Below are 24,711 nucleotides of genomic sequence, written 5' to 3'. Positions count from 1 at the left end.
TATAGATTTTTGATGATGCTTAAGGGAGTATGGATATTCCGCGCTCAGTAGCATCTTCGTTACCAGCTTCGAGAGGCCTGGAGAAAAATCTGGCTGTGGCAGGTGCCACTTGCTTGTCTTACGCTATAGTTCTTCCCCCTATATTTCTGCATGCAGACCACTACTCAGGCCGCCGTACACACCACCGGCGCCCAGCCCCTGGCCGAGGCCTCCCAGCCCGGCCGCCTCGTCAGCCTCGATGTATTTCGGGGTATCACCGTCATGGCCATGATCTTGGTGAATAACCCCGGCGACTGGGGCCATATCTATGCGCCGCTGGAGCATGCCCACTGGCATGGCTGCACCCCCACCGACCTCATCTTTCCCTTCTTCCTGTTCATCGTGGGCGTGAGCCTGGTGTATGCCCTGGATAGTGCCCGGCAGCAACCCGAAACCCACGGCCGCACCATGCTGCGCATCCTGAAGCGGGCCGCTATTCTGTATGGCCTAGGCCTATTTTCGGGTCTGTTTCCGTCGTTTGATTTTAGCACGGTGCGCATTCCGGGCGTGCTGGCCCGCATTGCGTTGGTGTTTCTCATCTGTGGCATCGTGTTCCTGAAAACTACTTGGCGGCAGCAGCTAGGCCTGTTGGTTACCATATTGGTGCTCTATAATATCCTGTTGCAAGTGGTGCCGGTGCCCGGCTACGGCCCCGCCAACCTGGAGGCCGGCACCAACCTCGGCGCCTGGCTCGACCGCACGGTGCTGGGCGAGGCACACCTCTGGAAACAAAGCCGCACCTGGGACCCCGAAGGCTTGCTGGGTACGCTGCCCGCCGTGGGCACTGGCCTACTGGGTATGCTCACGGCCCGCTGGCTGCGCCGCCGCGATGTGGAGCCGGCTACCAAAGTAGCGTGGCTGTTTGTGGGCGGTGGCGCCGCTGTGGTGCTGGGCCTGATCTGGAATGGTTGGTTCCCCATCAACAAAAGCCTCTGGACCAGCTCCTACGTGCTGTATGCGGGTGGACTGGGAGTGGCGGTGCTGGCCGCGCTCTACTGGCTCTGCGACGTGCAAGGCTACCGCGGCTGGATTAAGGCGCCGCTGGTTTTCGGTGTCAATGCCATTACCGTGTTTTTCCTCTCGGGCCTGGTGCCGCGCCTGCTGAACATGATAAAAGTGGATGGCCCCAACGGCCCTACTGGCCTACGCGTGTGGCTATATGATACGTTTTTTGTGCCCTACTTCAGCCCCGTGAATGCCTCGCTGGCGGGCGCCATTGTGTGCGTGCTCATCTGGCTGGGGGTGTTGTGGGTGATGTACAAAAAGCAGATCATTATTAAGGTGTGAGGTGGCCTAGGCTACTTGCACGCGGCTTTGCACCGTCAAGCCAACGAGCCATTCAATTTCTCGTATTTCAGGTATGACAAAACTGTGGATACTGGCAGCGGCGCTTGTGCTGGCTGCCCCGGCCGTACAAGCCCAATCGACTACCGCTACCTCTGCCACGGCGGCGCCGGTTTCTGCCAGCCACCGCAAGGCCGCTGAGGAACTGTTAATCACCACGGGCAGCGAGAAAAACATGTCGGAAATGACGAGCCGGATGCTGGATGCGCAACTGGAACAGCGGCCCGAAATGAAGCCCGTGGAGCCTGAAATGCGGGCCTTTATCAACAAGTATATGAGCTGGCAGTCCATCAAAGATGACCTGGTGCAGCTCTACGCGCAGGAATTCACGGAGAAGGAATTGAAAGAGCTGAACAAGTTCTACCAGACGCCCGTTGGGCGTAAAACCATCCAGAAAATGCCCATGCTGATGCAGGCCGGGATGGAAATCGGGCAGAAGCGCGTGCAGGAGCACCTGCCGGAACTGCAAAAATCCATTGCCGATAAAATGCAGAGCCAGCAGCCTGGTTCGGTGAAATAACGAGTTGGTGAACTGGTGAGTTTACTGGCCTACACGGCCTGGTAGTCCTGTCATTGCGAGCGGAGCGAAGCACCCGCAGGACAGCGCAGCTAATCTTTCCTTCCACTAGCGCCAATTGCTAGCCTAAGCAAAAGCCCTTACTTCCGCTGTGGAAGTAAGGGCTTTTCGGTTTTGTCAGATGTGCTGCCTACGGCAAGGAAAGATTGCTTCGTCGTGCCTCCTCGCAATGACCGGTTTAGGCCACAGTTTGTAGGCCCCTAGGCCAGTCTGAACATCAATTCACCGCTTCGCCTCCTCACTCTCTCACTACCTCCATCACCCAAACTCATACCCCGCGAAATCCTGACGGAGCTTGGTTTTGAGGAGCTTGCCGGTGGCTGTGTGTGGGAGTTGCTCCACAAATTCCACGGCTTCCGGAATCCACCAGCGGGCCACTTTTCCCTCGTAGTAGGCCAGTAGTTCCTCGGCCGAAATACTGGCGTCAGGCTTGCGCACCACCACCAGCAAAGGCCGCTCACTCCACTTGGGGTGCGGTACCCCGATAACGGCGGCTTCGGCGATGTGGGGGTGGCCTACAGCTAGGTTTTCCAGCTCGATACTCGAAATCCACTCGCCGCCCGACTTAATGACGTCTTTCGAGCGGTCGGTGATTTGCATGAAGCCGGCCGGGTCGATGGTGGCCACGTCGCCGGTGCGGAACCAGCCCGATTTGGTCAGTTCTCCTGGGTGCTCAGAGCCGAAGTAATCGGCCACAATGAATGGGCCGCGCACCAGCAGGTCGCCGAAGGCCACGCCATCGTGCGGCAGCTCCTGGCCTTCGTCGTCCACAATCTTCATATCCACGCCGAAAATGGCGCGTCCCTGCTTGATCTGGATGGCGAACTGCTCATCAGGCGTAAGCGCCAGCTGCTGCGACTTAAGGGTGCAAACGGTGCCCAGCGGCGAGGTTTCCGACATGCCCCAGGCGTGCCGGATTTCCACGTGCAACTCTTCATCAAAGGCCTTCAGCAGCGCCGGTGGGCAGGAAGCGCCGCCCACAATCATCTTTTTGAGTGTGGAAAACTGTAGCTTTTTCTCCCGCATAAACGTCAGGAGGCCGAACCAGATGGTGGGCACGCCAGCCGTGAACGTCACGCCTTCCTGCTCATACAGCTCAAAAAGGCTGGCCGCATCGAGGCCGGGGCCGGGCATCACCAGCTTGCAGCCATTCAGGGGGCACATATACGGAATGCCCCAGGCATTGACATGGAACATGGGCACTACCGGCAACACCACATCACGGGCAGAGCAGTTGAAGCAGTCGGGGAGGGAGGCGGCGTAGCTGTGCAGCAGCGTGGAGCGGTGGGAGTAGAGCACGCCCTTGGGCTGATCGGTGGTGCCCGAGGTGTAGCACAGGGAGGAGGCTGTGTTTTCATCAAACGTAGGCCACTCGTACGCGCTGTTGTGGGCCGCCAGCAGGTCTTCGTAGCAGCGCAGATCGGGCAGCGTAGTCGTCTCGGGCATGTGGGCGCGGCCAGTCATCAAGATCCAGCTTTCCACCGTGGGGCAGCTGGGTGCTAGCTTTTCTACCAGCGGCAGAAACGTGAGGTCGAAGAACAGCAGGCGGTCCTCGGCGTGGTTGATGATGTACACGAGCTGCTCGAAAAACAACCGCGGGTTGATGGTGTGGCACACCGCGCCCATGCCTGAAATGCCGTAGTACAGCTCGAAGTGGCGGTGCGTGTTCCAGGCCAGGGTGCCCACTCGGTCGCCGTTTTGGATGCCAAGCTCCGTGAGGGCGTTGGCCAGCTGCTTGCTGCGCTCATGCGCGGCGGCGTAGTTGTAGCGGTGTAGGCCACCTTCGGGCAGGCGGGAAACTATTTCCGTGTCGGAGTGCCACTTGGCGGCGTGTTCCAGCAGCCCCGCAATACGCAGGGGCGTGTTCATCATTAGGCCTAACATGGAACGGTAGTGGGGTTGGTGGGAGCTTTAAGCTAGCAGATTTCCGGCAGAGAGTGCAATAAATCGTAACAAAGACACGGATTATATCTCCTGTTCACGAAATGCAGAAATGCCAAGGAAGGCCTTGCTTTGCTGCAACAAAAAAGCCCCGGCTCATCACCGGGGCTCTCTACTAGTTTTCTTGCGGAACGGTGCTTTCGACGGCTTGCTTCCGGGGCTGCCGGATACTTTCCAGCGCTACTTGCAGCACGCCAGAGCGTACACTCAGCTCCGAAATCTTGTTGTTGCGGCGCGTGGGGTTCACGCGGTTGGTAAGTACAATGCAGGTCAGCTCTTCCTTGGGGTCAACCCAGAAATAGGTGCCTGTGAAGCCCGTGTGGCCGTAGCTCAGCTGCGAAACGCTCTTGGCTGAATTGACGGTGGGGTTGGCGGCAGGCCTGTCGAAGCCGAGGGCACGGCGGTTATCGGGGCAGAACTGACACTTGGTATACTCGGCCATGGTCTCAGGCTTGATGAGCTGCTGCCCGCCGTACTTACCGTTCCAGGCGTAGAGCTGCACTAGCTTGGCCAGGTCGTTGGCGTTGCCGAACAGGCCCGCATGGCCGGAGAGGCCGCCGAGCAGGGCCGCGCCTTCGTCGTGCACGGTGCCGTGCAGCTGGCTGTGGCGGAACAGCGAGTCGTACTCCGTGGGAGCAATGCGGCTGAGCGGGAAGCGGTTAGTGGGGTTATAGCCCAGGGAAGTAGCGCCCAGTGGCCGGTAGATTTCGTCGGTGATAAACTGGCCTAGCGGCTTGCCCGAGGCCGATTTTACGAAGCGCGGATACATAATAAACGACAAGTCGGAGTACACATAGCCCGGCTTCTCATTCAGCGGCGACTCCGCAATGGCCTTCGTAATGCGCTCCGGAAAGTCTTTGCGGGCCCACAGGCTGCTGGCGGCGCGCAGCGGGAACCGGGCCGAAGAATCGGGGCGGAAGTAGCGGCGGTTCAGCTCCACGGGCTGCGTGGTGGAAACGTCTTTAGCGTCGGGGCTCTTGCCAAAGATGGCGTTGAAGAAGCCTTTGGGCTTGGTGTAGTCGCGCCAGAACGGAATCCAGGCCTTCAGGCGGGCTTGGTGCGTGAGCACGTCGCGCAGCTTCAGGCTTTCTTTGTTGGTGCCTTTAAACTCCGGAAACAACTGGCCTAGCGTCATCTCAGGCGAGAATTTGCCTTCGTCCTGGAGCTTCATCAAGGCCGGCAGCGTGGCCGATACTTTGGTGAGGGAAGCCAGGTCGTATAGGTCGGTGTTGCGGACAGGGCGGCTAGGTTTGCCGGCCTGGGCGGGCGCATCCTGGAAGGAGTGAGTGCCGTAGCTTTTGCGCAGCACCACAACGCCGCGGCGGGCAATAACCACCTCACCGCCGGGGAATGCCTTGGCCGCCACAGCGCCGTTCATAATGGAATCGACGCGGGCTTCGAGATTATTATTCATGCCCACGGCTTCCGGGAAGCTGTAGCGTAGCCGTAGGCCACCCTGGGTAGCCAAGCCCGCACCGTAGCTGTAGCGGTCAGATACCGTCACGGGTAGCTTGCCGCTGGCCGCCACCCCGCCGAAGATGATTTCAGCGGCTACGTCCTGGGCATTCTTGCTTTCCTGGTAGGCCAGTACCACGGCATCGGCGCGGTCTATATCCCGGATTTTAGCCACGGCGTAAGCATTGCCGAACACCGATACAATGAGCTTCTGGCCTTTGCCGCCCAGCTCGTGCAGCAGCACGTTGGTTTCCGGCGTCACACCGAAGTTGGTAGCGGGCAGGCGGCCGAGGTTGTTTACGCCGATCAGGATGGTGTTGTAGCCTTTCAGCGCCTCGCGCATCTTCGTCAGCTCATCCATAGAGGCTGTAGCCGACAGCCAGAAATGGTTGGCAGGCGCATAATCTGAGACCATGCGTTGGAAGTCGGTGGTGTCTTTGGTGCCGATGGTGAGCGTGGCGAGACGCAGCGTATCGAGGCGCAGCAGGGGCAGCAGATTCTTCTGGTTCTTGAGCACCGTCACGCTCAGCTCCGTGAGGCGCTGGCTCAGGTATTGGGCGTGAGGCGTGTTAAGGTCCTGGGTGATGTTACGCAGGTCGATGGGCTTGTACTTGTTCAAGCCGGCCCACTCTTTCAGGGCCAGCACCTTGCGGCAGCGCGCATCGAGGTCGGCCTGGCTGAGCTGGCCACTGTTGATGGCGTCGCGCACCATTTTCAGGGCCAGCGGTATGTTTTTGCTGAACTCCAGCACGTCGTTGCCCGCCACCAAGGCACGCACGTCGGCGTCGCCGGGCGGGTACTTGCTGATGACGCCTTTCATGTTCATGGCATCAGTGAAGATGATGCCTTCAAACCCCAGCTTCTGCTTCAGCAAGCCCTGAATAATAGGCTTGGAAAGCGTGCTAGGCATGCCCGTGGTATCGAGGGCCGGAATGTTGAGGTGGGCCACCATCATGCCCCCAATGCCGCGCTGAATCAGGCTTTTGAACGGGAAGAGTTCCAGCGTATCAATGCGCTTTTTATCAATGCGTAGCAGCGGCAGTGCCAGGTGTGAGTCGGTGTCGGTGTCGCCGTGGCCGGGGAAGTGCTTGGCTACGGCCAGAATGCCGGCGTCCTGCATACCTTTCATGTAGAGGTAGCTCTTCTCCGTCACGTTTTCGCGGTTTTCGCCCCAGCTGCGGTAGCCGATGACGGGGTTAGCGGCGTTGTTGTTCACATCAATCACCGGCGCGAAGTTTACGTGCATGCCCAGGCGCTTAAACTGCGCGGCTACCTCGGTGCCCATATCGTACACCAGCTGGTTTTCCCGCACGCCGCCCATCGTCATCTGATAGGGGAAGCGCTGAACGCTATCCAGGCGCATGCCCACGCCCCATTCGGCATCCATGGCCACCAGCAGCGGCACTTTACTCTGGCTTTGGTAGCGGTTCAGGAGCTTGCTCTGGCGCACCGGGCCGCCCTGGAAAAAGATAAGCCCCCCGATGCCATACTGCTGAATCAGGGCCGAAACGGAGTCCTCATCAATGCGCTTGCGGTTGGAGTAGGCGGCCACCATAAACAGCTGCGCCACGCGCTGGTCTGGCGTCAGCGTCTTCATCACGGAATCAACCCATCGCGACTGGCCTAGCTGGCCCGCAAATGGCACCGGCAGGTTGCGGCTCTTGGCCGCTGGCGCTACCGGCTTCGCGCTCGTCGGTTTCGATGCTTTGGCAACAGGCGAAGCCTTCCTCACCGGTGCCCGGTGCGATACCGAGTGGGTCGTTTTCTTTTTCGATGATGATTTCCTGCGGCGCTGGGCCGAGCTGTCTGTGGAATTCAGCAGCAGGAGCAGCAGCCACAGAAACGAAAGGGAGCGAGTGAAAGACAAGGGCAAATGCGGCGGTTAGAATGGGTAGGATGCGAATTTAGCGCAATTGAGGCGGAACCAGTCGCAAACTGGTAGAATACCAGCTCGGGCCCACTCTAGGTCACTGCTCTTTACTTCCCAACTTTCAACTTCTCAGAGTAGAACACTTTACCCTCATCTCCGCGCAAAGAGGCCGTGACGAAAAGTTTGCGACCCTTATTTTGGAATTGGAACAGGGCGTAGTGTTTCTGATTAACCAGCGGACCTACCCGATACGGGTTTGGCTCACTGGTATTATGCGTAGCTGGGTGCGTGAGGCCGCTCGACGTGATTTCATAGACCGGGTAGGTCACTCCCGGTATCGTCACTTTAGACATTTCACCAATGTGCCGGTCGCCGCTGATGAGGAGCAGGCCTTTGGGCTTGGTTTCAGAGAGCAGGTTTAGGAAGCGCTGGCGTGCCGCCGGGAAGTTGGCCCACTTCTCGAAGCGGTGTTCCTGGGGCAGAAACTGGATACCCGACCCGATGATGTGGGCGTCGGCATCGGAACTCCGGAGTTGCTCCCGGAGCCATTGCCACTGCGCTTCCCCCAGTATGTCGCCGGTGAGGTTGGGGTGATACACCTGCTGGGCGTCGCGGTAAAGCGTATCCTGGAAATATCGGTCATCAAGTAGAATTACCTTTACCTTTTTACGGCCCACTTGATACGTGTAGCTGGCATAAATTCCTTCCTGCTTGCGGCGCGGACTGTTGGCGGGCTCTTCCAGAAAGTCGAGCGCTAGTTGCTGATTCTGGGCTTTGAATGGGTAATTCTTGTCGCCGTCGTTGCGGCCGTAGTCGTGGTCGTCCCAGGTGCCAATTACGGTGGTGCCCTGCTGCCGTAGCGCGCGGTAGCCTTCCTGATTGAACTCCGCATCGTACTTAGCGCGCAGCACTTTGGGGTCGTCAGAGTCGCCGTAGATATTGTCGCCAAGCCAAATCCAGACGTTGGGCTTATCGCGGGCAATATCGTCCCAGAGCGGCTGGGGCAAATCGTGGCGGTTGCAGGAGCCGAACGCAATGCGCAGCTCTTTGCCGGCCTGTTGGGCAGTAGCCGCCGGACCAGCCAACAAAAGGAAGATTCCCAGGAGAATAGACAACGACTTTTTCATGGCGCCAAAGTTGGACTATAGAAGCTAGGCCTGTGCAAAGAGCACGTTATGTATCTGTTACGCTCCCCCGGAAAAGAGCAGATAATCAGCAGTATTTCCAGGAGCTAAAGTAAAAAAGGTGGCCTAGGCCACTTATCTACCCCAAAACAACGGACGCGCAACGCAGAGCGGCCTTACTTTTGCAGATGCGGTATATGCCTCTGGCACCGCCCGGCGTTATTGCGTGGGTCTTCCGTTTCATCTTCTAACTCATCAGGCCGTTTTGCAAGCTACTGCCCAAACTTCCGCATCTTCTTTTTTACGGCGCTGGCTGCTGCCGGTGTTTTTGCTGCTGATAGGTCTAGCGCCGGCTGCGCAGGCGCAGGTACAGCTGAAAGGCGTGGTCATTGATAAAGAAACCAAGGAGCGGCTGCCCTTTGCCAGTGTAGCGGTACTCGGCACCGGAAACGGCACGGCTACCAACATGGAAGGCGAGTTTACGCTGAATGTGAGCAAGCTACCCATAACGCTGGTTGCCTCTGAGCTAGGCCACCTGCGCGATACCCTCCGCATCAGCAGCGCCACCCAGGCCATTGAGATAGGCCTAGCATCGGCTTCCATTGTGCTGCCCGAGGTGAAAGTAGGCAGCTACCCCTTCCAGCTCGTGGACCGGGCTTTCCGGAATGTGCAGCGCAACTACCGCCGCAAGTTCTTCGGCAAAGCGTTTTACCGCCAGATCACGCGCATTGATAACGAGCCCACGGAACTGCAGGAGGTGGTCTGGAACGTGAAGACCAATAATGCCCGAATAGAGGGCACTGCCATTGCGCAGGGCCGCTACGCCGGCAAGCAGGCCATTACCAACTTCGGCAACTTCTCGCTCTACACCAAGTCGTACGGCCTCTACGATGCCAACGCCGATACCACCAAATCGTTGGCGCTGCTGAGCCCCAACGTGGTGAAAAACTACGAGCTGGAGCTGAAAGGCATCGTGTCCGGAGCCGATACGACCAAAGGCGGCATTGCGGAAATTGCCTTCAACACCCGCCCCGAGCTCACCAAATACCAGTCGGAGGGCACCATCTGGATTGATATTGATACCTACCGCGTGGTGCGCTACCACATGACGACGCCCAACTTTACGGGCGGCACCAACAACCCCAACCAGAAGTTCCGCAACACTAAGCTCGAAATTGAAATGAGCTTCCAGAACACGGAAGGCGAAGTGGCCCCGCTCGAATACATGAAAACCAACCTGACAGCCACCCTCGTGAGCGGCAAAGACGTGACGCCCCTGAATGTGTCGTCGTTCACATTCTTCTACGACACCAACACGACCCCCACCAACATTCCGTACGCCCGCGTCAATCTGAAAGACCGCGACCTGGAAGCCATCCAAAGCATTAAGTACGATCCGGCTTTCTGGGCCAACAACCCCGTGGTACGCCGCACGCCCGTAGAGGATGAGGTAATTGCTTCTTTCGAGAAGAAAGGTGCCTTCGGGACCATGGTGAAGCCCGCCGCCAAACCGAACGGGCGTGCCGCCAATGGCAGAAGAGAATAACAAAAAGGCCTTCTGAGAATCAGAAGGCCTTTTTTGTCAAGTCTAGCAGAAGCAAGGGACCTGAGAAGTGGCCTAGGCCACTTCTCAGGTCCCTCAAGGTATTCGGATGAACAAAGTCGTCTTACGAAATAATGTCGAGGCGCAACATCTTGCGTCTCGTCGTTGAACGACTGGCCTAGAACGACACCCGGTAGATAACGTCAGCAACGCCGAGACTCCTACTAGTGCGTCTCTACATCACCGTTGCGCAGAGCGGCTTTAAACGCCACCTGGTTTGCCAACCGGCGCAGAAAAACTTGGCAGCTGACGGTTCAGATTGTTCCTTTGCTCCGCTTACGAACAGGCCTAGCTGCTGTTCGTGTAGTACTCTAATGCGTCAAGCCCTTGCCATTCTGCTACTTTTCGCCCTTTCGGTGCAGTGCACAGGGCGGTTTGGCATTGTGGCGGGTTGGTGGCTTAACCAGGATTATATTGCCAGGGTGCTGTGCATCAACCGCGACAAACCGCAGCTAAAGTGTAACGGCCGCTGCCACTTGCGCAAGGAGCTGAAAGCCCAGGAAGAGCGCGAGCAGAAACAGCAAACCGGCGGCAAACACGTCACACCAGAAACCCCTACGCTGTTCTGGGCTGCCGTAGCACCGCTGCGCTTTATCCCGCCAGGCTCATTTCCGGCGGCTGTGCGCTATGCTGCGTTTCGTGTAGCTCACTACGCCTGGGACCGGCCCGGCCCCGATTACCCGCCCGCACAGGGCTGCTAGTACTCCGCTTTCTTGGAATCTGACAGGCCTACGTGGCCCGGCTACTTTCTGCTCTTTTGTGGCGCAGGAGCCCGGTGCGGCCTGCCATACTATCAGCCTGTATTTCAGTGAAAAAACGTGTATTGCTGCCCTTGGCTCTCATGATGAGCCAGGCGGCTTGGGCGCAACGTGCCCTTTCGGGCCGCGTGTTCGACGCCATTACCAAAGAACCGCTGATCGGGGCCACCGTGCGCACCCCCAACGGCCAGCTCGGGACGGCAACCAACGCCAACGGCCAGTTTTCTCTCGCTACCGAAGCCAGTGCGCTGGTCGTTTCAGCAGTAGGATATCAGAGCGTTACGCTGCCGGTTTCCGCCGAGAGTGGTGGCCTACGCGTAGCCTTGGCACCAGCCGTGGAAGACTTGCAAACCGTGGTGGTAACGGCCAGCCGTGAAGCCCAACTCCGCACTGATGCACCAGTGGCCATTTCCAAACTCTCGTCCACCGTCATTCAGGATACAAAGCCCACGCAGCTCGTAGAACTGATCAATAAGGTGCCGGGCGTCGTGATGCTTAACTATGGCAACGAGCAGCATGCCATGGGCATCCGACAGCCGTTCGGCACCTCGGCCTATTTTCTGTATCTGGAGGATGGGATTCCGCTGCGGCCAATGGGCGTGTTCAATCACAATGCACTTCTGGAAGCCAATCCATTGGCCATCAGCTCGATTGAGGTAGTGAAAGGCCCGGCCTCCTCGCTCTACGGCCCCGAAGCCGTGGGAGGGGCCATCAATGTGCTCACCAAGCGGCCTACCAGTGTGCCCACTGCCAGCGTAGGTGTGCAGGCCGACCAATATGGCTACCGGCGCCTGCAGTTTGGGGGCGGCGGTATGGCTACACCGAAGCTGGGCGCCTACGTGAGCGGCTACGTGGCCAAGCAGCGCAACGGCTGGGCCGCCAGCTCCGACTATGACAAAGTATCAGTGAATGGGCGCGTGGAGTATGCCCTGTCGGAGAATACCCGCCTCACGGCCGCAGCCTCCTACAACGACTACGACTCGCAGACCAGCAGCGCCGTGGACAGCGTGGCCTATTACCGCCGCGAATACACCAGCACCTCCGACTTCACTTACCGCAAAACCTACGCCCTGCGCGCGCGCCTCACCGCTGAGCAGCAGTGGGACGCCCGCAACCAAACCACACTCACAGCCTTCTTTCGGGATAACAGCATTGGGCAGAATCCCACGTATGGTATCCGCTGGAAGTCGGGTGCGGCCACTGCTACCGGCGAAATAAACGAGAACCGGTTCAAAAGCTATGGGTTGCTAGGCCAGCACAGCGTGCAGCTGGGTTGGCTGAAGTCGCGGCTGCTGGCGGGGGCCAGTGTAGAGTACTCACCTACCCGGTACAATGCCCACCAGATTGAGTTGGCCGCTCAGCTGCGAGCCGATAAAAAATCAGTAGAAAAATACACGGTAACAACCGACCGACCCGATTTACCCATTTCCAGCTACGACACCGACCTGCTCAACTCGGCGGTGTATGCGCAGCTGGACGTGCACCCCACGAAGCACTTGCAACTGACTCTGGGCGGACGGTTCGACCGGATGTCGTTTGAGTATGTAAACTACCTCGATCAGTCGAGCGGTAACAAAACGTTCCAGCAGGCCACGCCCAAAATTGGGCTGACCTATGACCTGAGCCACGGCCGCGGGCTATACGCCAACTACAGCCAGGGATTCTCACCTCCCGGCCTTACGGCCATCTTCCGCAAGCGGCCCACTACGTCCGCTGGTGCCCCTGCTGAGTTCTATTACAACCTAAAACCGGCTCGGTTCTATAATTATGAAGTAGGAGGCTGGGCTTCGCTGCTGGCAAATAAAGTATACGTTGATGTGGCCATGTATCAGCTGGATGGCCGCAATGAGCTGCTCAACATCCGTCAGCCCGACAACTCTACCGACTACCAAAGCGCTGGCAAAACCCTGCACCGCGGTATTGAATACGGGCTGACCTACAAGCCTACGGCAGAGCTACTCTTCCGCTTTGGTGGCACCAACGCCGTTCACCGTTTCGAGGAGTTCCAACTCAGCGCCAACCAAACCGACGCGGTGCAGAACGTGAACGGCCGGCAAATGCCCCAGGCCCCACGCTGGATTGCCAATACCGAATTAACCTACAAGCCCACATGGGCGCGCGGCTTCCGCGTAGCCGCCGAGTATCAGCGCATCAGTAGCTGGTATCAGGATCAGGTAAACCGCGTGAAGTACCATGACCGAGGCCTGTTTGGCGCCCGTGGCGTGAGCGTGCTCAACCTTCGCACCGGCTACAGCTGGCACGAAACCCTGGAGGTATTCGTGAATCTGCTCAATGCCACCGATGAGCTGTACGCCAACGCGGCCACCCGTGGTAATGCCCGCCCAGACCGCACTACGTACACGCCCGCCGCCCCACGCACCCTCACGCTGGGCGTGCAATACAACTTCATCGGCCGGAAGTAAACGAACATATCCACACCCCAAACAACGTCATGCCAGATCAAGCATGACATCCGTTGAAGCAATGCAAACCACTACCCAAACCCTAGTCGCGCAAGCCGGCCCTATCCGGCGAGCCGTGCAGCGCCATATGTACCGCTGGCACCGTATCATCGGAATCATCACCGTGATACCCGTCATTTTCTGGACGCTGAGTGGCCTGACGCACCCGTTGATGAGCAATTGGTTCCGGCCTAAGATTGCGCGGGAATTTCTGGTGCCCACGCCTGCTCCGCCGCCCACTATGCCGCTGAATCAGGTGATGCGGCAAAACCACATTACCGCATTGCGCAATGTGCGGCTGGTGCGCTGGCAACGTCAGCCAACCTACCAGTTGCTGCTGGAAAGCCCTACGGCAGTGCCGCGCTATTTCAGCGCCAGCACTGGCCTAGCGCTGCCCTCTGATGCCGACCGCCAATACGCCGAGCAGCTGGCTCGGTATTTCGCGCAGGATTCTGTAGCGAAGGTGGCCTACGCCGAGAGACTGACGGCTTTTGATGGCGAATACAAATTCGTGAACCGCTTACTCCCCGTCTGGAAAATCACCTTCGACCGGCCCGATGGTTTGGCGGTGTACGTGGAAACGATGCCGGCCCGCATGGCCACCTTCAACAACTACACCCGCAGCGTTTTTATCCGCGTGTTTGATCTGCTGCACAACTGGTCGTTTCTGGAGCTGATTGGCGGCAACACGTTTCGGGTCATCGTAATGCTGGCGCTGTTGAGCATTATCCTGGCCTCAACGGTAAGTGGCCTAGTGATTTACGGCTTCATGTGGAAGAAATTCCGCAAGCCGCGCCACGCTACCGACACCGTTGGCTGGCTGCGCAAATACCACCGGCAGGTGGGGCTGGCCGTAGCCTTTATCACGTTCACCTTCGCAGGCAGCGGGGCCTACCACGTCTTCCTCAAGTTGCACCCCGACGACCGACTGCGCTACCAGCACGCGCCCGCCGTGCCTCTAGGCCACCTCTCCGTAGATCTGACGGCACTACCGTTGCACTGGGAAACCGTCCAGAACGTGGCGCTGGCGGAGTTTGACGGCCAGGTGTACTACCAGATTTTTCAGATACCCACCGATCTAAAAGCGGTTACCGGCGCCAGCACTGGCCAGCCCATTGAAGCGGTGCAGCCCGAGCAGGTGGCCTACTACAGCGCCGCCACAGGCCGGCTGCTGCTTGACGGCGCCACGCGCCACGCACGTTTCCTGGCCAATACTTTCCTGGCGGAAGCGGAGGGCACGGCCCTGCTGCCAACCATCGAGAAAACGGAGGTAATTGACCACTTTGAAGGCGAATACGGCTTCATCAATAAGCGCCTGCCCGCCGTGAAAGTGGCCTACAACTCGCCCTCCGGCACAACGCTCTACGTTGAGCCCGCCACCAGCCGCCTTGCCGCCCGCATAGAAAACGCCGACCGGTACGAAGGCCTGAGCTTCGCGTTTCTGCACAAGTTCCACATCATCGGCTCGGCCGCCGGCAAAGACATCCGCGACAGCGTGATGATGTTGTCCGCGCTGGGCGTACTGGCGGTATCGGTGCTAGGCCTATGGCTGTTCGTGAAAGTGAAGTGATACTGACCTAGGCCTCCGCAACGAAACAGTAGAGACGCTTCAACTGTGCGGACGTCAGATTAAGTACGACGGGCTTTTGCTTCCACATGATTTCTACAAAAAAGGGCCGTTCCACGCATAGAACGGCCCTTTTTTGGTTATACTTCAACTCTTAGCCTTTGCGAGCTTCGTCGAAACGACGGTTTACTTCGGCCCAGCTGATGACATTCCAGAAGGATTTCACGTAGTCGGGGCGCTTGTTCTGGTGCTTGAGGTAATAGGCATGTTCCCACACATCGAGGCCCAGCAGCGGGGTGCCACGCTGGATACCGGGCAAATCCATCAGCGGATTGTCCTGGTTGGGCGTGGAGGTAATGGCGAGCTTATCGGCCTTCTTATCATGAATAAGCCAGGCCCAGCCGGAGCCGAAGCGGCCGGTTGCCGCTTTCGTAAACTCCTCCTGGAACTTCTCGTAGCTCCCGAAGTCCTTGTTGATAGCTGCCGCGAGGGCCCCCGTGGGCTGTCCGCCGCCTTTGGGGGCGAGCAGCAGCCAGAAAAACGAGTGGTTCCAGTGGCCGCCGGCGTTGTTGCGGATGGCGTCGGGCTGCTTGCTGGCCGAGGCCAGCAGTTGGGCCAGACTCAGCTTTTCTTCCGGCTTGCCCGTCACGGCTTCGTTCAGCTTCGATACATAGGTTTTATGGTGCGCATCGTGATGGATTTCCATCGTTTTGGCATCGATGTGCGGCTCCAGTGCATTGAAGGCGTAGGGCAGCGCGGGCAGCGTAAACGGGCCATCGGCCATGGGCGTAGCGCGGGCTTCACGCAGCAGCTTCTCTTCGTGGGCGGCGGCCAGCAGAGCAGGGCTCACCAGAGCGCCTACCATCGTAAGCAGGCCATTTTTCAGAAAATCTCGCTTCAGCATGATCGTAGAAAGGAAATGAATGGGAGATAGGGAAGGAGGCGGGCCACCGCTAGCAGCGCCCGCCACAAGGTAAGGGTTGTACCCACACCAGTGGCCTACGGTTGCGTTCACAAGGGTGGGAGCTGCCCGTCCCTACGGATTGGTGCTCCACATGCCGGCCTCCTTGATGAAGATACGGCGGTTGAGCTTGAGCTGCGATACGATGAACTCGGCCAGGTCTTCGGGCTGCATTACCTTGTCGGGGTTGCCGTCGGTGAGGTTGTTGCTGATAGCGAGTTCCGTGGCTACCGTGCTAGGGGTGAGGGCCGAAACCCGGATGTTGTGCTTGCGCACCTCCTGCATCAAAGACTCAGTGAGGCCTAGAATAGCAAACTTGGAAGCACTATAGGCGCTGGTGGTAGCCGCGCCGCGCTGGCCAGCCGTGGAGGCAATATTGATGATGTCGCCGGTTTCGCGGGCAATCATCTGGGGCAAAACGGCGCGGGTAGTGTAGTAAGTACCCATCAGGTTTACCTGAATGATCTTTTCCCACTCGGCGGGGTCCATGTCCACGAGCTTGGCAAACGTACCGATGCCCGCATTATTGATCAGGATATCAAGCGTACCTAGTTCCGTTAGGGCCTGGCCTACAGCTTTCTCTACTGAGGCGCGGTCGGCTACATCGGCCGTTACCACTACTGCCTTCACGCCCAGCGCTTCAATTTCCTGAGCCACTTCGCGAAGCTGACTTTCCGTACGAGCCAAAAGGGCCACGTTTACACCTTCGTGCGCCAAGGCCACAGCTACTGCCCGGCCAATTCCTTTGCCCGCACCTGTTACAAGTGCATTCTTACCCTCAATGGAAGCCATAGATTATCTGATTAGCGGTTGATGTCGCTGTATAACCCCGCAGCTGCTTTTCGGTTTGGCGGCTGCACAACTTCATGCTTCCAGAGCAAGCCGGCAGTTCAATTAAGGCCAGTTCATACGCGCCACTGCTGCGAGCCAATATTCTTCAAAAAGAGCGTGTTGAGAGATTCCCAAAGGGAGAGATTTCTCGTCTGTTTGGCGCAGTATGAGACGCACTATTTCCAGCATTAATAAAATAATCAAGAAAAATTTTACTCCATTACTCAGAAAAACGGAGCGAGTATTAGTAAAAATGCATATTACTAATATTATAATTAATAAGTGTTTGTTAGATATAAATGAAATGTTATAATGATAAAGTTATAAAATGTATGTATCGTTAAAAATGAAAATAGTTATATTAATATGTATATCTATTGTCTCAAAATGGCTCTTTGCTCACATCGCAATGTACTGATTATCGTAGAACTGCCAAACATCAGGCATTAATGCTTGGCTAAACTACGACGCGTATGAAAACGAATATACTTTCTTTTGTCCTGTTTTTGGGTGCTACTTTTGGTGTTGCCTCTCAGCTGCAGGCCCAAACCATCTTTACATCCAGCAAACCTGGTAATTGGAACGATGCCGCCACCTGGACGAAGTCGGGAGACGCTTCTGCTGCTTCCTACCCTGGTGTTCCCAGTTCGAGCCGGGGCAAGGATGCCACGAACGAGATTATCGTCATCAATACTGCCGTAGTTCTGAATCAGGATTACACAGTGGAAGGCCGCGATGGCAAGCTGACGATTACATCTGCCGGCTCCCTGATCCAGGATACACCGGGCCGCACGCTAAACTTTGGATCGCAGACGGGACCCGACCAGATGCGCCTCATGACGGAAGGCCCCTTACGGGTATCAAGCCTGAGCTTCTATAAGGCCGATGCCGACATCAATGCCCCACTGGAAGTAGCGTGCAGCATTACGCTAGCCAACCAATCGACTCTCAACATTGATAGCCGCGTTGAAATTGATGGCAACCTGATTTTGCTGCAAGGCAACCCCAGCGTTACCAACGACACGGGTAGCCTAGATGGCTCGGGTCAGCTTACCATCGATGGCTGCGTAATGACGCAGGGCAACGGTAAAGGCCTCGTGAAAGACCTGTTTGACGCCGGGCTGAGCGTGTGCATCAAAGGCCAGGGCACTGACTGTGGTGTAGCTGGCATCCCGAATCTGGAGTGCAACCCATATGCTGCTGAATACATCGCCAAAAGCAGCTGCACTCCTTTGCCCGTGCAATTGGTAAGTTTTGCAGCCCGTAGCCAGGGCCGTCAGGTATTCCTGAACTGGTCTACCGCTACTGAACTGAACTCGGCGTCCTTCACGGTGGAGCGCTCCACCGATGGCCGTTCTTTCCAAGCCGTTACCAAAGTAAATGCTGCTGGCAACAGCGCTACGCCCCGCAACTACAGCATCACTGATGTATCGGCTAAGCAGGGCACCAATTACTACCGACTGCGCCAGACGGATATTGATGGAACTGTAGCCTACTCGCAGGTAGCGGCCGTGGAGGTGAGTGCTGCCGGTGCCGGCCAGGAAATGGCTGTGTACGGCACCCCCAGCCTACTGAACGTAGATGTGCAGACCGTTGGTACTTGCAGCGCCATCCGGGTGATGGACGCAATGGGCCGCGTGTTGCGCACGGAGCAAATGCCAGCTGGCCAAACCGGTAATTTCAGCCGGCAGATGCCGCTGAGCCAGCAAGCCCTGGGCGGAATTTACATTGTGCAGGCGTTTACCAGCGAAGGTATGCTGAGCAAACGGGTGATGCTGCGCAACGAGTAACTCGCTGAGCTACTTATTACAAGTGAAGGCCGGGTGGCTGGAAGTTTCTTCCGGCTGCCCGGCCTTCACTTGTTTTAGGTACCCGCGCGGGGGCGGCTCTGAGAAAGTTTTGGGCTAGGAGGCCTAGCCTTACCCACCGGCGGTGCCTTGGCATTTCGCCGGGGCTACTTACCTTCCGGCTTCATATTCAAATTTTCGGTTGATGAAAAAGACTACTCTCACCGGCCTGCTTGCCTGTTCGCTGCTGGCCGCTGCCTGCAACGAGCAGAAAGCGACCGAGCGCGCCGCCGCTGCTACCGAAACCACTCTGGCCAACGTGAAAGATATCAATCAGCTGTTTGAGCTGTATTGGGAGGAAAATGCCAAGCTATTTCCGCTAGATGCTACCTCGCAGGGCGACAACCGCTACAACGACCAGCTGCCGAACGAGGGCACCAAGTCGTTTCGGGATAACCTGCGCAACTTCTACCAGAAGTACCTCGATGGCCTACAAAAATTCGACCGCGCCAAGCTAGCCGATAATGACCGCGTCAGCTACGATATCTTTCAGTATGACCTCCAGACCAAGCTCGAAGGCCTGAAGCTGAACACCTGGATGATTCCGTTTCAGCAGTTCTGGGGGCTGCCTATTACGCTAGGCCAGTTCGGCTCTGGCGAGGGTGTGCAGCCGTTCAAAACGGTTAAAGACTACGAGAACTGGCTGGGCCGCGTGCACGGCTTCACGGTGTGGGCCGATACGGCCATCGGCAACTTCCGGCAGGGCATGAAGGCGGGCGTAGTACTGCCCAAGACGCTGGTGCAGAAGATCATTCCGCAGATGCGCGACCTAGAGGTGACGGACCCTACCAAGAGCCTGTTCTACGGTCCCATCACTCGGATGCCCGCTGATATTTCGGCCGCCGATAAGCAGCGCCTCACCGAGGCCTACAAGAAGGCCATCATGCAGGAGCTGGTGCCCACCTACAAGAAGCTCGGCGACTTCATGGAAAAGGAATACCTGCCCAAAGCCCGCAAGACGACCGGCATTTCGGCTATTCCGGGCGGCCCCGAGATGTATAAGTACTTCGTGAAAAGCTGGACGACCACCGATAAAACGCCGGAGGAAATCTACCAGACTGGCCTACGCGAGGTAAAGCGCATCCGGACGGAGATGGAGAAGGTGAAGGCCCAAGTTGGCTTCAAGGGCGACCTGCCCGCCTTCTTCCAGTCTTTAAAGACGGACCCGAAGCTGATGCCGTACAAAACGCCGGAAGATGTGCTGAACGCCTTCCGCGCCATTCAGGCCAAAATCACCCCGAACTTGCCCAAGATGTTTGGGCGTACGCCCAAAACGCCGTTTGAAATTCGGCAGACGGAGGCCTTCCGCGCCGCCTCGGCCTCGGCGGAGTACAATCAAGGCTCGCCCAACGGCTCTAGGCCAGGGGTGTTCTACATCCCGATTGTGGATGCCACCAAGTTCAACGTCACGTCGGGCATGGAGTCGTTGTTTCTGCACGAAGCCATTCCGGGCCACCACTACCAGATTTCCCTGCAGCAGGAAAATACCAACCTGCCCAAGTTCCGGCGGTTTGCGTGGTACGGCGCCATGGGTGAAGGATGGGCGCTTTACACCGAAAGCCTGGGCAAGGAGCTAGGCCTCTACACCGACCCCTACCAGTACATGGGCGCCCTCGGCGACGAGATGCATCGCGCTGTGCGCTTGGTGGTAGATGTGGGCATGCACACCAAAAACATGTCTCGCGAGCAGGCCATTAAGTATATGCTCAGCAATGAGGCCATCAGCGAAGAAGGCGCCACCGCCGAGATTGAGCGCTACATGGCCATTCCGGGTCAGGCACTGTCGTACAAAATTGGAGCACTAAAGATTCGGGAGCTGCGCGAGAAATATGCCAGCCAGCTTGGCGCCCACAACAATAAGCTGCGGGAGCAATACGCCGGGCAGCACCGGGAGCATTTCAGCTTGGCCGCCTTCCATGATGAGCTGCTGAAAGATGGCGTGATGCCGCTTGCCGTGCTGGAACGCAAAATGGACAACTGGGCCGCCAGCGAGAAATAAGCTAAGTGGCCTAGACGCAAAAAAGGGGCTGATTGCACATGCAATCAGCCCCTTTTGCGTAATTAGATGGCCTAGCGCGCTGCTGGTGCCGGATTAAGGGTTTCCAGCGCCGCCATATCCTCTGAGGTAAGCGCAATAGAAGCCGCTTTCACGTTCTCTTCGAGGTGTTTTACCTTGGAGGTACCCGGAATGAGCAGAATGTTAGGCGCGCGGTGCAGCAGCCAGCTCAAGGCAATTTGCTGCCTGGTGGCGCCGTGCTTCTGACCAATCTGGTCCAGCTTGCTGAGGGCTTCCTGATTGCCGCCGCTCAAGGGGTACCACGGAATAAAGGCCATATCCTGTTGCAGCGTGTACTCCAGCTCGGCTTCCCACTTGCGGTTATCCACGCTGTACATGTTCTGCACCGATACCACTTTCACGAACTGCTGCGCTTGCTTGATCTGCGCAACAGTTACCTCCGAAAGGCCGATGTGCTTGACTAGGCCTTCTTCCTGCACTTGCTGCAGAAACTCCAGCGTTTTCTCGAACGGCACTTCGGGGTCAATGCGGTGCAGTTGGTATAGGTCAATCTGGTCGAGCTTCAGGCGTTTGAGGCTGCCCTCCAGTGCCTCGCGCAGGTGGTCGGGGTGAGCATTGATGGGCCACTGGTTGGGGCCGGTACGCAGTAGGCCTCCTTTTGTGGCGATTAGCAGGCCGGCTGGGTAGGGGTGGAGTGCTTCCGCAATCAGCTCCTCCGAGATGTTGGGCCCGTAGCTGTCGGCGGTATCAATGAAGTTGACACCGAGCTCCACGGCTCGCCGTAGCACCCTGATGGATTCGTCATGGTCTTCGGGTGGGCCCCAGATACCGTCGCCAGTGATGCGCATGGCGCCGTAGCCCATACGATTCACGGTCAAGTCGCCGCCCAGGGTATACGTGGTGGGAACAGAAGGATTGGTGTTACTCATACTAAGGTGTTGATAAAGTGTGGAAAGGATAGCGAAGCCTCAGGAAACAGACAGCCGAAAACCGGCTTCTGGAGAACTGATGGTATACGCGGCCGAGCGAAAAAAGAAAACCAGCCAATATCCGGCGCTGGGTTTGGCCATTGTAGCGGCGGGTTGCGTTGAAGGACTTATTCCTCTATCCACTGACTTCCTGCCTATCATGAGCAAACACTTCTGGCAAACCATAGGGCTCGGCAGTATTGCCGGGTTCCGGAGCATGACGGCCCCGGCCCTGCTCAGCAGCAACCTCCTGAAATACCATCCGCACAGCTTGGCGGGCTCGCCTTTGCGCTACCTGCAAAAGCCCATAGTAGCTCACGGCCTCAAGCTCCTGGCCGCCGGCGAAATGACGGCCGACAAGATGCCCCAAATGCCCGACCGTATTTCCCCCACGGCCCTACTGGGGCGGGCAGCGGCAGGCGCTTTGGTGGGCACTACGCTCTATAAAATAAACCATGGCAAACAGCTGAACGGGGCGTTGCTGGGAGGCGTCTCGGCCGTAGCGGCTACGTACCTCAGCTATTTCCTGCGCAAGAAAACCACGGAAAGCTCGGGGCTGCCCGGCGGCTTGGTTGGCGGCCTAGAGGACATCCTGACGCTGGGTACTGGCCTAGCCCTGGCCAAAGGCACGCATGCCGGTGAGCCAGAGTCGCGCCGTTGGGCGCTGTAGGCCACTCACCAGCTCAACGCATAAAGAAAAAGCCCGCCAGATGTTCTGTTGGGCTTTTTTTTTATGCGTTGAGCTGTAAGCAGATTATTCCTCGCGCACAGTGCTTTTAGTTTCGGTGTTGTTCTGCGGCATGGTGCTCGTGGGGGAAGTAGGGTTGCTCGGCGACGATTGTAACCCCGCATCGGCGGAGGTTTTCTGGTCGGCGGCGGAGCCTTTGCCGATGGGCTCGTAGGCCTCATCACCGCCACTGATGCTATCGAGGTTGGTTTCGGTGGCGCGGGCTTTGGGGGCCTGCGTAAAGTCCTGGCTGGCCTGTGGGTCTTTGCCGGGAGTATTGTTGTAGTCGCAAGCCGTGAAAGTGGTCAGTAGGCCACTCAGGGCCAGTAAAAGAATAGGGCGTTTCATGAAGAATCGGCTAGGTGAGGTGGAGGGCTGAAGCAAGTGCTTGCTAGTGGCCTAGTCCCGCAAAGGCGCGAGCCTGATAAGCACGCAAGCAAGAATACTTAAGTAGACGCAGCACCGCCACCAACAGTTACGTTTTCAGATTGGAAGTGGCATAAATCGTGCTTTCTTGGGTGCCTTAGGCCACTTCCGGAATGCGCAGGATAAGATGGCATCGAGCCGGAACCCGTAAGTTTGTGCATGGATTTCTCCTCACCAGCCGCCGCCCCAACCCTCATGAACTGGAGCGGCGGCAAAGACTCGGCACTTGCGCTATACCACGCTCTGCAAAACCCGGCGCTGCACCTAACGGACTTGCTCACCAGCGTTAATAAGCACTACCAGCGCGTATCTATGCACGGCGTGCGAGTGGAGCTGCTGGAGGCGCAGGCCCAGCGCATAGGCTTGCCGCTTACCAAGCTGGAGCTGCCAGAAATGCCCGATATGGCGGAGTATGAGCAGCAAATGCGGGCTACGCTGGCGCCGCTGCAAGCGCGGGGGATTACGCACGCCGTGTTCGGAGATATTTACCTGGAAGACCTGCGCCAATACCGCGAGAAACAGCTGGCACAAATAGGCCTTAAGGCGGTTTTTCCGCTCTGGAAGCGGCCTAACAGCGAACTGCTCCGCGAATACCTGCAGCTGGGGTTCCGCGCGGTGGTAGTCTGCGTCAATGAGAAATACCTCGACCAAAGCTTCTGCGGCCGCCTACTCGACGAAGCGTTTCTGCGCGACCTCCCGCCCGGTGTAGACTCCTGCGGCGAAAACGGCGAGTACCACAGCTTTGTCTTCGATGCGCCTTATTTCAGCCACCCCATTGCCTTTGAGCGAGGCGAAATAGTGCGCCGCACCTACCAGGCCCCCGCCAGCACCACCTCCGTGTGCCCACCTACCGATGACGAAGCCGTGCAGTCTGACCCTTTCGCAACCGGTTTCTGGTACTGCGATTTATTGCCGCGCTAGGCCAGTAGTAGTCTGGTTATGCATTCCACTGGCCGGTGCTATTGGCCCTACAGCATTTCCTGCACTCGTTCAGCCAGCTCATCAATGGAGTATTTCCGCTGACCTAGGTAGCGCAAAGACGCCAGGCGACTACGGACAGAAGTAGTGCCGGTTACTGCAGGTGGTCTGGAGGAGGAAGAAGCCATAGCAAGAAAACAACGCATTTCGGCCACGCTTTGCTGAGTAGCAAGCGTGGCCGAAATACGTTGTTTGTACGGTAGAAACGAGGAGTGTGGTTAGTCGCGGTCCTTGCTTCTGGTGGCCCAAAGTAAGCCACCTGCCAGCGCCAGACCAGCGCCTATCAGCCAAAGCGGCACAGTAGGCAACACCGGCGGAGGCACCGACTGCACCCCCGTCTCATCGGTTTGGGCGGGGTGGCCTACGTAGCGGCCGTGCATGGGTACAGCCTTCTCATCAAAGTGTTCCACTAAATCGGAAAGCTGCTTGCTTAGCTCGTCACCGCGCATCGGAATGCCGTGGCCGGTTGCCGCTACTCGGGGCTGTAGGCCTGCCAGCCGCTCCACCGATTGCCGCGCGAGCTGCCAATCGGGGGTGAAGTAGGCGGGTGGGCCGTGTACTTCCTGCTTCTGTACCCACACCGACAGCGCCGATTCCTGCTTGGTGGTTACGAAGGCGTCGCCGGCCAGCAATACGCTGTCGTGTTCCCGGAAAAAGGAAACGTGGCCCGGCGCATGGCCCGGCGTAAATATCCAGCGCCATCCCTGTAGCTCAGGCACTGTGCCATCTTCGGGTAAGGGCTTCACCCGGTCGCCCAGGTCAACGGGGCTGCTAGGGTACAGGAAAGACAGGGCCGCCATGGCTCCGCCGCCCACCGTGGGGTCTGGGGGTGGGTAGGAGGAAAGGCCCGTGAGGTAGGGCAGTTCCAGCGGGTGCGCATACACAGGCACATCGGGCCACTGCTCCAGTAGGTAGTGTAGGCCACCCACATGGTCGAAGTGGCCATGCGTCAGTAGGATAGCGGCGGGCGGGTTATTCTCCCCAAACAGTTCTTCCGCATGGCTATGCAGCTTGGGGCCGGAGCCGGGCAGGCCGGCATCTATCAGTACCCAGGGGTCGGTGGGGGTTTCGGGGTGGCGCACGTAAAACAGGTTTACGAACACATTGCGCAAGCCCCAGATGCCGGGCTCCACATGGAACAACGCGGGCGTATTGGAGCGGTTAGCTTTGGTTGACATGAAACGACGGATTAAGTGAGAAACGAGAGCTAAGTTGT

General features: G+C 57.8%; 19 protein-coding genes. 10 read left to right on the top strand and 9 right to left on the bottom strand.

Annotated features, from left to right (window positions below):
• Positions 1-150 precede the first annotated feature (150 nt).
• The gene (locus CFT68_RS12020) at positions 151-1,326 is read left to right on the top strand and encodes an acyltransferase family protein (RefSeq protein WP_088843809.1); all 1,176 of its coding nucleotides are present in this window, start codon (positions 151-153) and stop codon (positions 1,324-1,326) included.
• A gap of 73 nt (positions 1,327-1,399) precedes the next feature.
• Entirely contained in the window at positions 1,400-1,903 is a 504-nt protein-coding gene (locus CFT68_RS12015; RefSeq protein WP_088843808.1) for a DUF2059 domain-containing protein, read from the top strand.
• Between the two features lie 315 nt (positions 1,904-2,218).
• Here the strand turns inward: CFT68_RS12015 and CFT68_RS12010 are convergent, their stop codons facing one another.
• From CFT68_RS12010 to CFT68_RS12000, 3 genes are all read right to left on the bottom strand, one after another.
• Positions 2,219-3,844 carry a 3-(methylthio)propionyl-CoA ligase gene (locus CFT68_RS12010; protein ID WP_212590412.1) on the bottom strand — a complete coding sequence of 542 codons (1,626 nt, stop codon included), beginning with the start codon at positions 3,842-3,844 and terminating at the stop codon, positions 2,219-2,221.
• A 172-nt stretch (positions 3,845-4,016) separates the two neighbouring features.
• Positions 4,017-7,229 carry a glycoside hydrolase family 3 N-terminal domain-containing protein gene (locus CFT68_RS12005; RefSeq protein WP_245815376.1) on the bottom strand — a complete coding sequence of 1,071 codons (3,213 nt, stop codon included), beginning with the start codon at positions 7,227-7,229 and terminating at the stop codon, positions 4,017-4,019.
• 104 nt (positions 7,230-7,333) lie between these two features.
• Positions 7,334-8,353 (bottom strand): alkaline phosphatase D family protein, encoded by a 1,020-nt coding sequence (locus CFT68_RS12000; protein ID WP_088843807.1) that lies wholly within the window; start codon positions 8,351-8,353, stop codon positions 7,334-7,336.
• Positions 8,354-8,615: 262 nt separating this feature from the next.
• On the opposite strand from CFT68_RS12000, the gene CFT68_RS11995 reads away from it, so the two are divergent.
• The 4 genes from CFT68_RS11995 to CFT68_RS11980 all read left to right on the top strand — a co-directional run bounded on the left by CFT68_RS11995 (position 8,616) and on the right by CFT68_RS11980 (position 14,743).
• Positions 8,616-9,896 carry a carboxypeptidase-like regulatory domain-containing protein gene (locus CFT68_RS11995; RefSeq protein ID WP_170934785.1) on the top strand — a complete coding sequence of 427 codons (1,281 nt, stop codon included), beginning with the start codon at positions 8,616-8,618 and terminating at the stop codon, positions 9,894-9,896.
• 371 nt (positions 9,897-10,267) lie between these two features.
• Positions 10,268-10,654: a hypothetical protein gene (locus CFT68_RS21815; RefSeq protein ID WP_088843805.1), complete on the top strand. Its 387-nt coding sequence runs from the start codon at positions 10,268-10,270 to the stop codon at positions 10,652-10,654.
• A 107-nt stretch (positions 10,655-10,761) separates the two neighbouring features.
• Complete coding sequence (locus CFT68_RS11985; RefSeq protein ID WP_317044109.1) at positions 10,762-13,134, top strand: TonB-dependent receptor; 2,373 nt, start codon at positions 10,762-10,764, stop codon at positions 13,132-13,134.
• Positions 13,135-13,177: 43 nt separating this feature from the next.
• A complete protein-coding gene (locus CFT68_RS11980) occupies positions 13,178-14,743 on the top strand; it encodes a PepSY domain-containing protein (protein WP_170934784.1) in 1,566 nt (521 codons plus the stop codon).
• Between the two features lie 151 nt (positions 14,744-14,894).
• Here the strand turns inward: CFT68_RS11980 and CFT68_RS11975 are convergent, their stop codons facing one another.
• Both CFT68_RS11975 and CFT68_RS11970 read right to left on the bottom strand, forming a co-directional pair.
• Positions 14,895-15,644, bottom strand: coding sequence for a superoxide dismutase (locus CFT68_RS11975; RefSeq protein WP_088843802.1), 750 nt, complete (start codon positions 15,642-15,644; stop codon positions 14,895-14,897).
• Between the two features lie 132 nt (positions 15,645-15,776).
• Positions 15,777-16,493, bottom strand: a complete 717-nt coding sequence (locus CFT68_RS11970; protein WP_088843801.1) for a 3-ketoacyl-ACP reductase — start codon at positions 16,491-16,493, stop codon at positions 15,777-15,779.
• 512 nt (positions 16,494-17,005) lie between these two features.
• Here CFT68_RS11970 and CFT68_RS11965 point away from each other — a divergent pair.
• Both CFT68_RS11965 and CFT68_RS11960 read left to right on the top strand, forming a co-directional pair.
• The gene (locus CFT68_RS11965) at positions 17,006-18,322 is read left to right on the top strand and encodes a hypothetical protein (RefSeq protein WP_141106536.1); all 1,317 of its coding nucleotides are present in this window, start codon (positions 17,006-17,008) and stop codon (positions 18,320-18,322) included.
• A gap of 202 nt (positions 18,323-18,524) precedes the next feature.
• Positions 18,525-20,378: a DUF885 domain-containing protein gene (locus CFT68_RS11960; protein ID WP_088843799.1), complete on the top strand. Its 1,854-nt coding sequence runs from the start codon at positions 18,525-18,527 to the stop codon at positions 20,376-20,378.
• 71 nt (positions 20,379-20,449) lie between these two features.
• Here the strand turns inward: CFT68_RS11960 and CFT68_RS11955 are convergent, their stop codons facing one another.
• Positions 20,450-21,325, bottom strand: a complete 876-nt coding sequence (locus CFT68_RS11955; RefSeq protein ID WP_088843798.1) for an aldo/keto reductase — start codon at positions 21,323-21,325, stop codon at positions 20,450-20,452.
• 199 nt (positions 21,326-21,524) lie between these two features.
• On the opposite strand from CFT68_RS11955, the gene CFT68_RS11950 reads away from it, so the two are divergent.
• The gene (locus tag CFT68_RS11950; protein ID WP_170934783.1) at positions 21,525-22,034 is read left to right on the top strand and encodes a DUF4126 family protein; all 510 of its coding nucleotides are present in this window, start codon (positions 21,525-21,527) and stop codon (positions 22,032-22,034) included.
• A gap of 84 nt (positions 22,035-22,118) precedes the next feature.
• Here the strand turns inward: CFT68_RS11950 and CFT68_RS11945 are convergent, their stop codons facing one another.
• Positions 22,119-22,439, bottom strand: a complete 321-nt coding sequence (locus CFT68_RS11945) for a hypothetical protein (protein ID WP_088843796.1) — start codon at positions 22,437-22,439, stop codon at positions 22,119-22,121.
• Between the two features lie 237 nt (positions 22,440-22,676).
• Between CFT68_RS11945 and CFT68_RS11940 the strand changes: the two genes are divergently transcribed.
• Positions 22,677-23,438 carry a Dph6-related ATP pyrophosphatase gene (locus CFT68_RS11940; protein WP_245815375.1) on the top strand — a complete coding sequence of 254 codons (762 nt, stop codon included), beginning with the start codon at positions 22,677-22,679 and terminating at the stop codon, positions 23,436-23,438.
• A gap of 47 nt (positions 23,439-23,485) precedes the next feature.
• On the opposite strand, the gene CFT68_RS21810 is transcribed toward CFT68_RS11940, so the two are convergent.
• Positions 23,486-23,623 (bottom strand): hypothetical protein, encoded by a 138-nt coding sequence (locus CFT68_RS21810; RefSeq protein ID WP_170934782.1) that lies wholly within the window; start codon positions 23,621-23,623, stop codon positions 23,486-23,488.
• A gap of 90 nt (positions 23,624-23,713) precedes the next feature.
• Positions 23,714-24,673: an MBL fold metallo-hydrolase gene (locus CFT68_RS11935; RefSeq protein ID WP_088843794.1), complete on the bottom strand. Its 960-nt coding sequence runs from the start codon at positions 24,671-24,673 to the stop codon at positions 23,714-23,716.
• Positions 24,674-24,711 lie beyond the last annotated feature (38 nt).

The organism is Hymenobacter gelipurpurascens (assembly GCF_900187375.1).
In the GTDB taxonomy this organism is placed as follows: Bacteria; Bacteroidota; Bacteroidia; order Cytophagales; family Hymenobacteraceae; genus Hymenobacter; species Hymenobacter gelipurpurascens.
This window is presented reverse-complemented; position numbering and strand designations above follow the sequence as displayed.

What these genes read in the sequence shown, in the direction of transcription:
- CFT68_RS12020 (WP_088843809.1), top strand. Translation starts at nt 151, where the DNA reads ATGCAGACCACTACTCAGGCCGCCGTACACACCACCGGCGCCCAGCCC.
- CFT68_RS12015 (WP_088843808.1), top strand. Translation starts at nt 1,400, where the DNA reads ATGACAAAACTGTGGATACTGGCAGCGGCGCTTGTGCTGGCTGCCCCG.
- CFT68_RS12010 (WP_212590412.1), bottom strand. Translation starts at nt 3,844, where the DNA reads ATGTTAGGCCTAATGATGAACACGCCCCTGCGTATTGCGGGGCTGCTG.
- CFT68_RS12000 (WP_088843807.1), bottom strand. Translation starts at nt 8,353, where the DNA reads ATGAAAAAGTCGTTGTCTATTCTCCTGGGAATCTTCCTTTTGTTGGCT.
- CFT68_RS21815 (WP_088843805.1), top strand. Translation starts at nt 10,268, where the DNA reads ATGCGTCAAGCCCTTGCCATTCTGCTACTTTTCGCCCTTTCGGTGCAG.
- CFT68_RS11980 (WP_170934784.1), top strand. Translation starts at nt 13,178, where the DNA reads ATGACATCCGTTGAAGCAATGCAAACCACTACCCAAACCCTAGTCGCG.
- CFT68_RS11975 (WP_088843802.1), bottom strand. Translation starts at nt 15,644, where the DNA reads ATGCTGAAGCGAGATTTTCTGAAAAATGGCCTGCTTACGATGGTAGGC.
- CFT68_RS11970 (WP_088843801.1), bottom strand. Translation starts at nt 16,493, where the DNA reads ATGGCTTCCATTGAGGGTAAGAATGCACTTGTAACAGGTGCGGGCAAA.
- CFT68_RS11965 (WP_141106536.1), top strand. Translation starts at nt 17,006, where the DNA reads ATGAAAACGAATATACTTTCTTTTGTCCTGTTTTTGGGTGCTACTTTT.
- CFT68_RS11960 (WP_088843799.1), top strand. Translation starts at nt 18,525, where the DNA reads ATGAAAAAGACTACTCTCACCGGCCTGCTTGCCTGTTCGCTGCTGGCC.
- CFT68_RS11955 (WP_088843798.1), bottom strand. Translation starts at nt 21,325, where the DNA reads ATGAGTAACACCAATCCTTCTGTTCCCACCACGTATACCCTGGGCGGC.
- CFT68_RS11950 (WP_170934783.1), top strand. Translation starts at nt 21,525, where the DNA reads ATGAGCAAACACTTCTGGCAAACCATAGGGCTCGGCAGTATTGCCGGG.
- CFT68_RS11945 (WP_088843796.1), bottom strand. Translation starts at nt 22,439, where the DNA reads ATGAAACGCCCTATTCTTTTACTGGCCCTGAGTGGCCTACTGACCACT.
- CFT68_RS11940 (WP_245815375.1), top strand. Translation starts at nt 22,677, where the DNA reads ATGGATTTCTCCTCACCAGCCGCCGCCCCAACCCTCATGAACTGGAGC.
- CFT68_RS21810 (WP_170934782.1), bottom strand. Translation starts at nt 23,623, where the DNA reads ATGGCTTCTTCCTCCTCCAGACCACCTGCAGTAACCGGCACTACTTCT.
- CFT68_RS11935 (WP_088843794.1), bottom strand. Translation starts at nt 24,673, where the DNA reads ATGTCAACCAAAGCTAACCGCTCCAATACGCCCGCGTTGTTCCATGTG.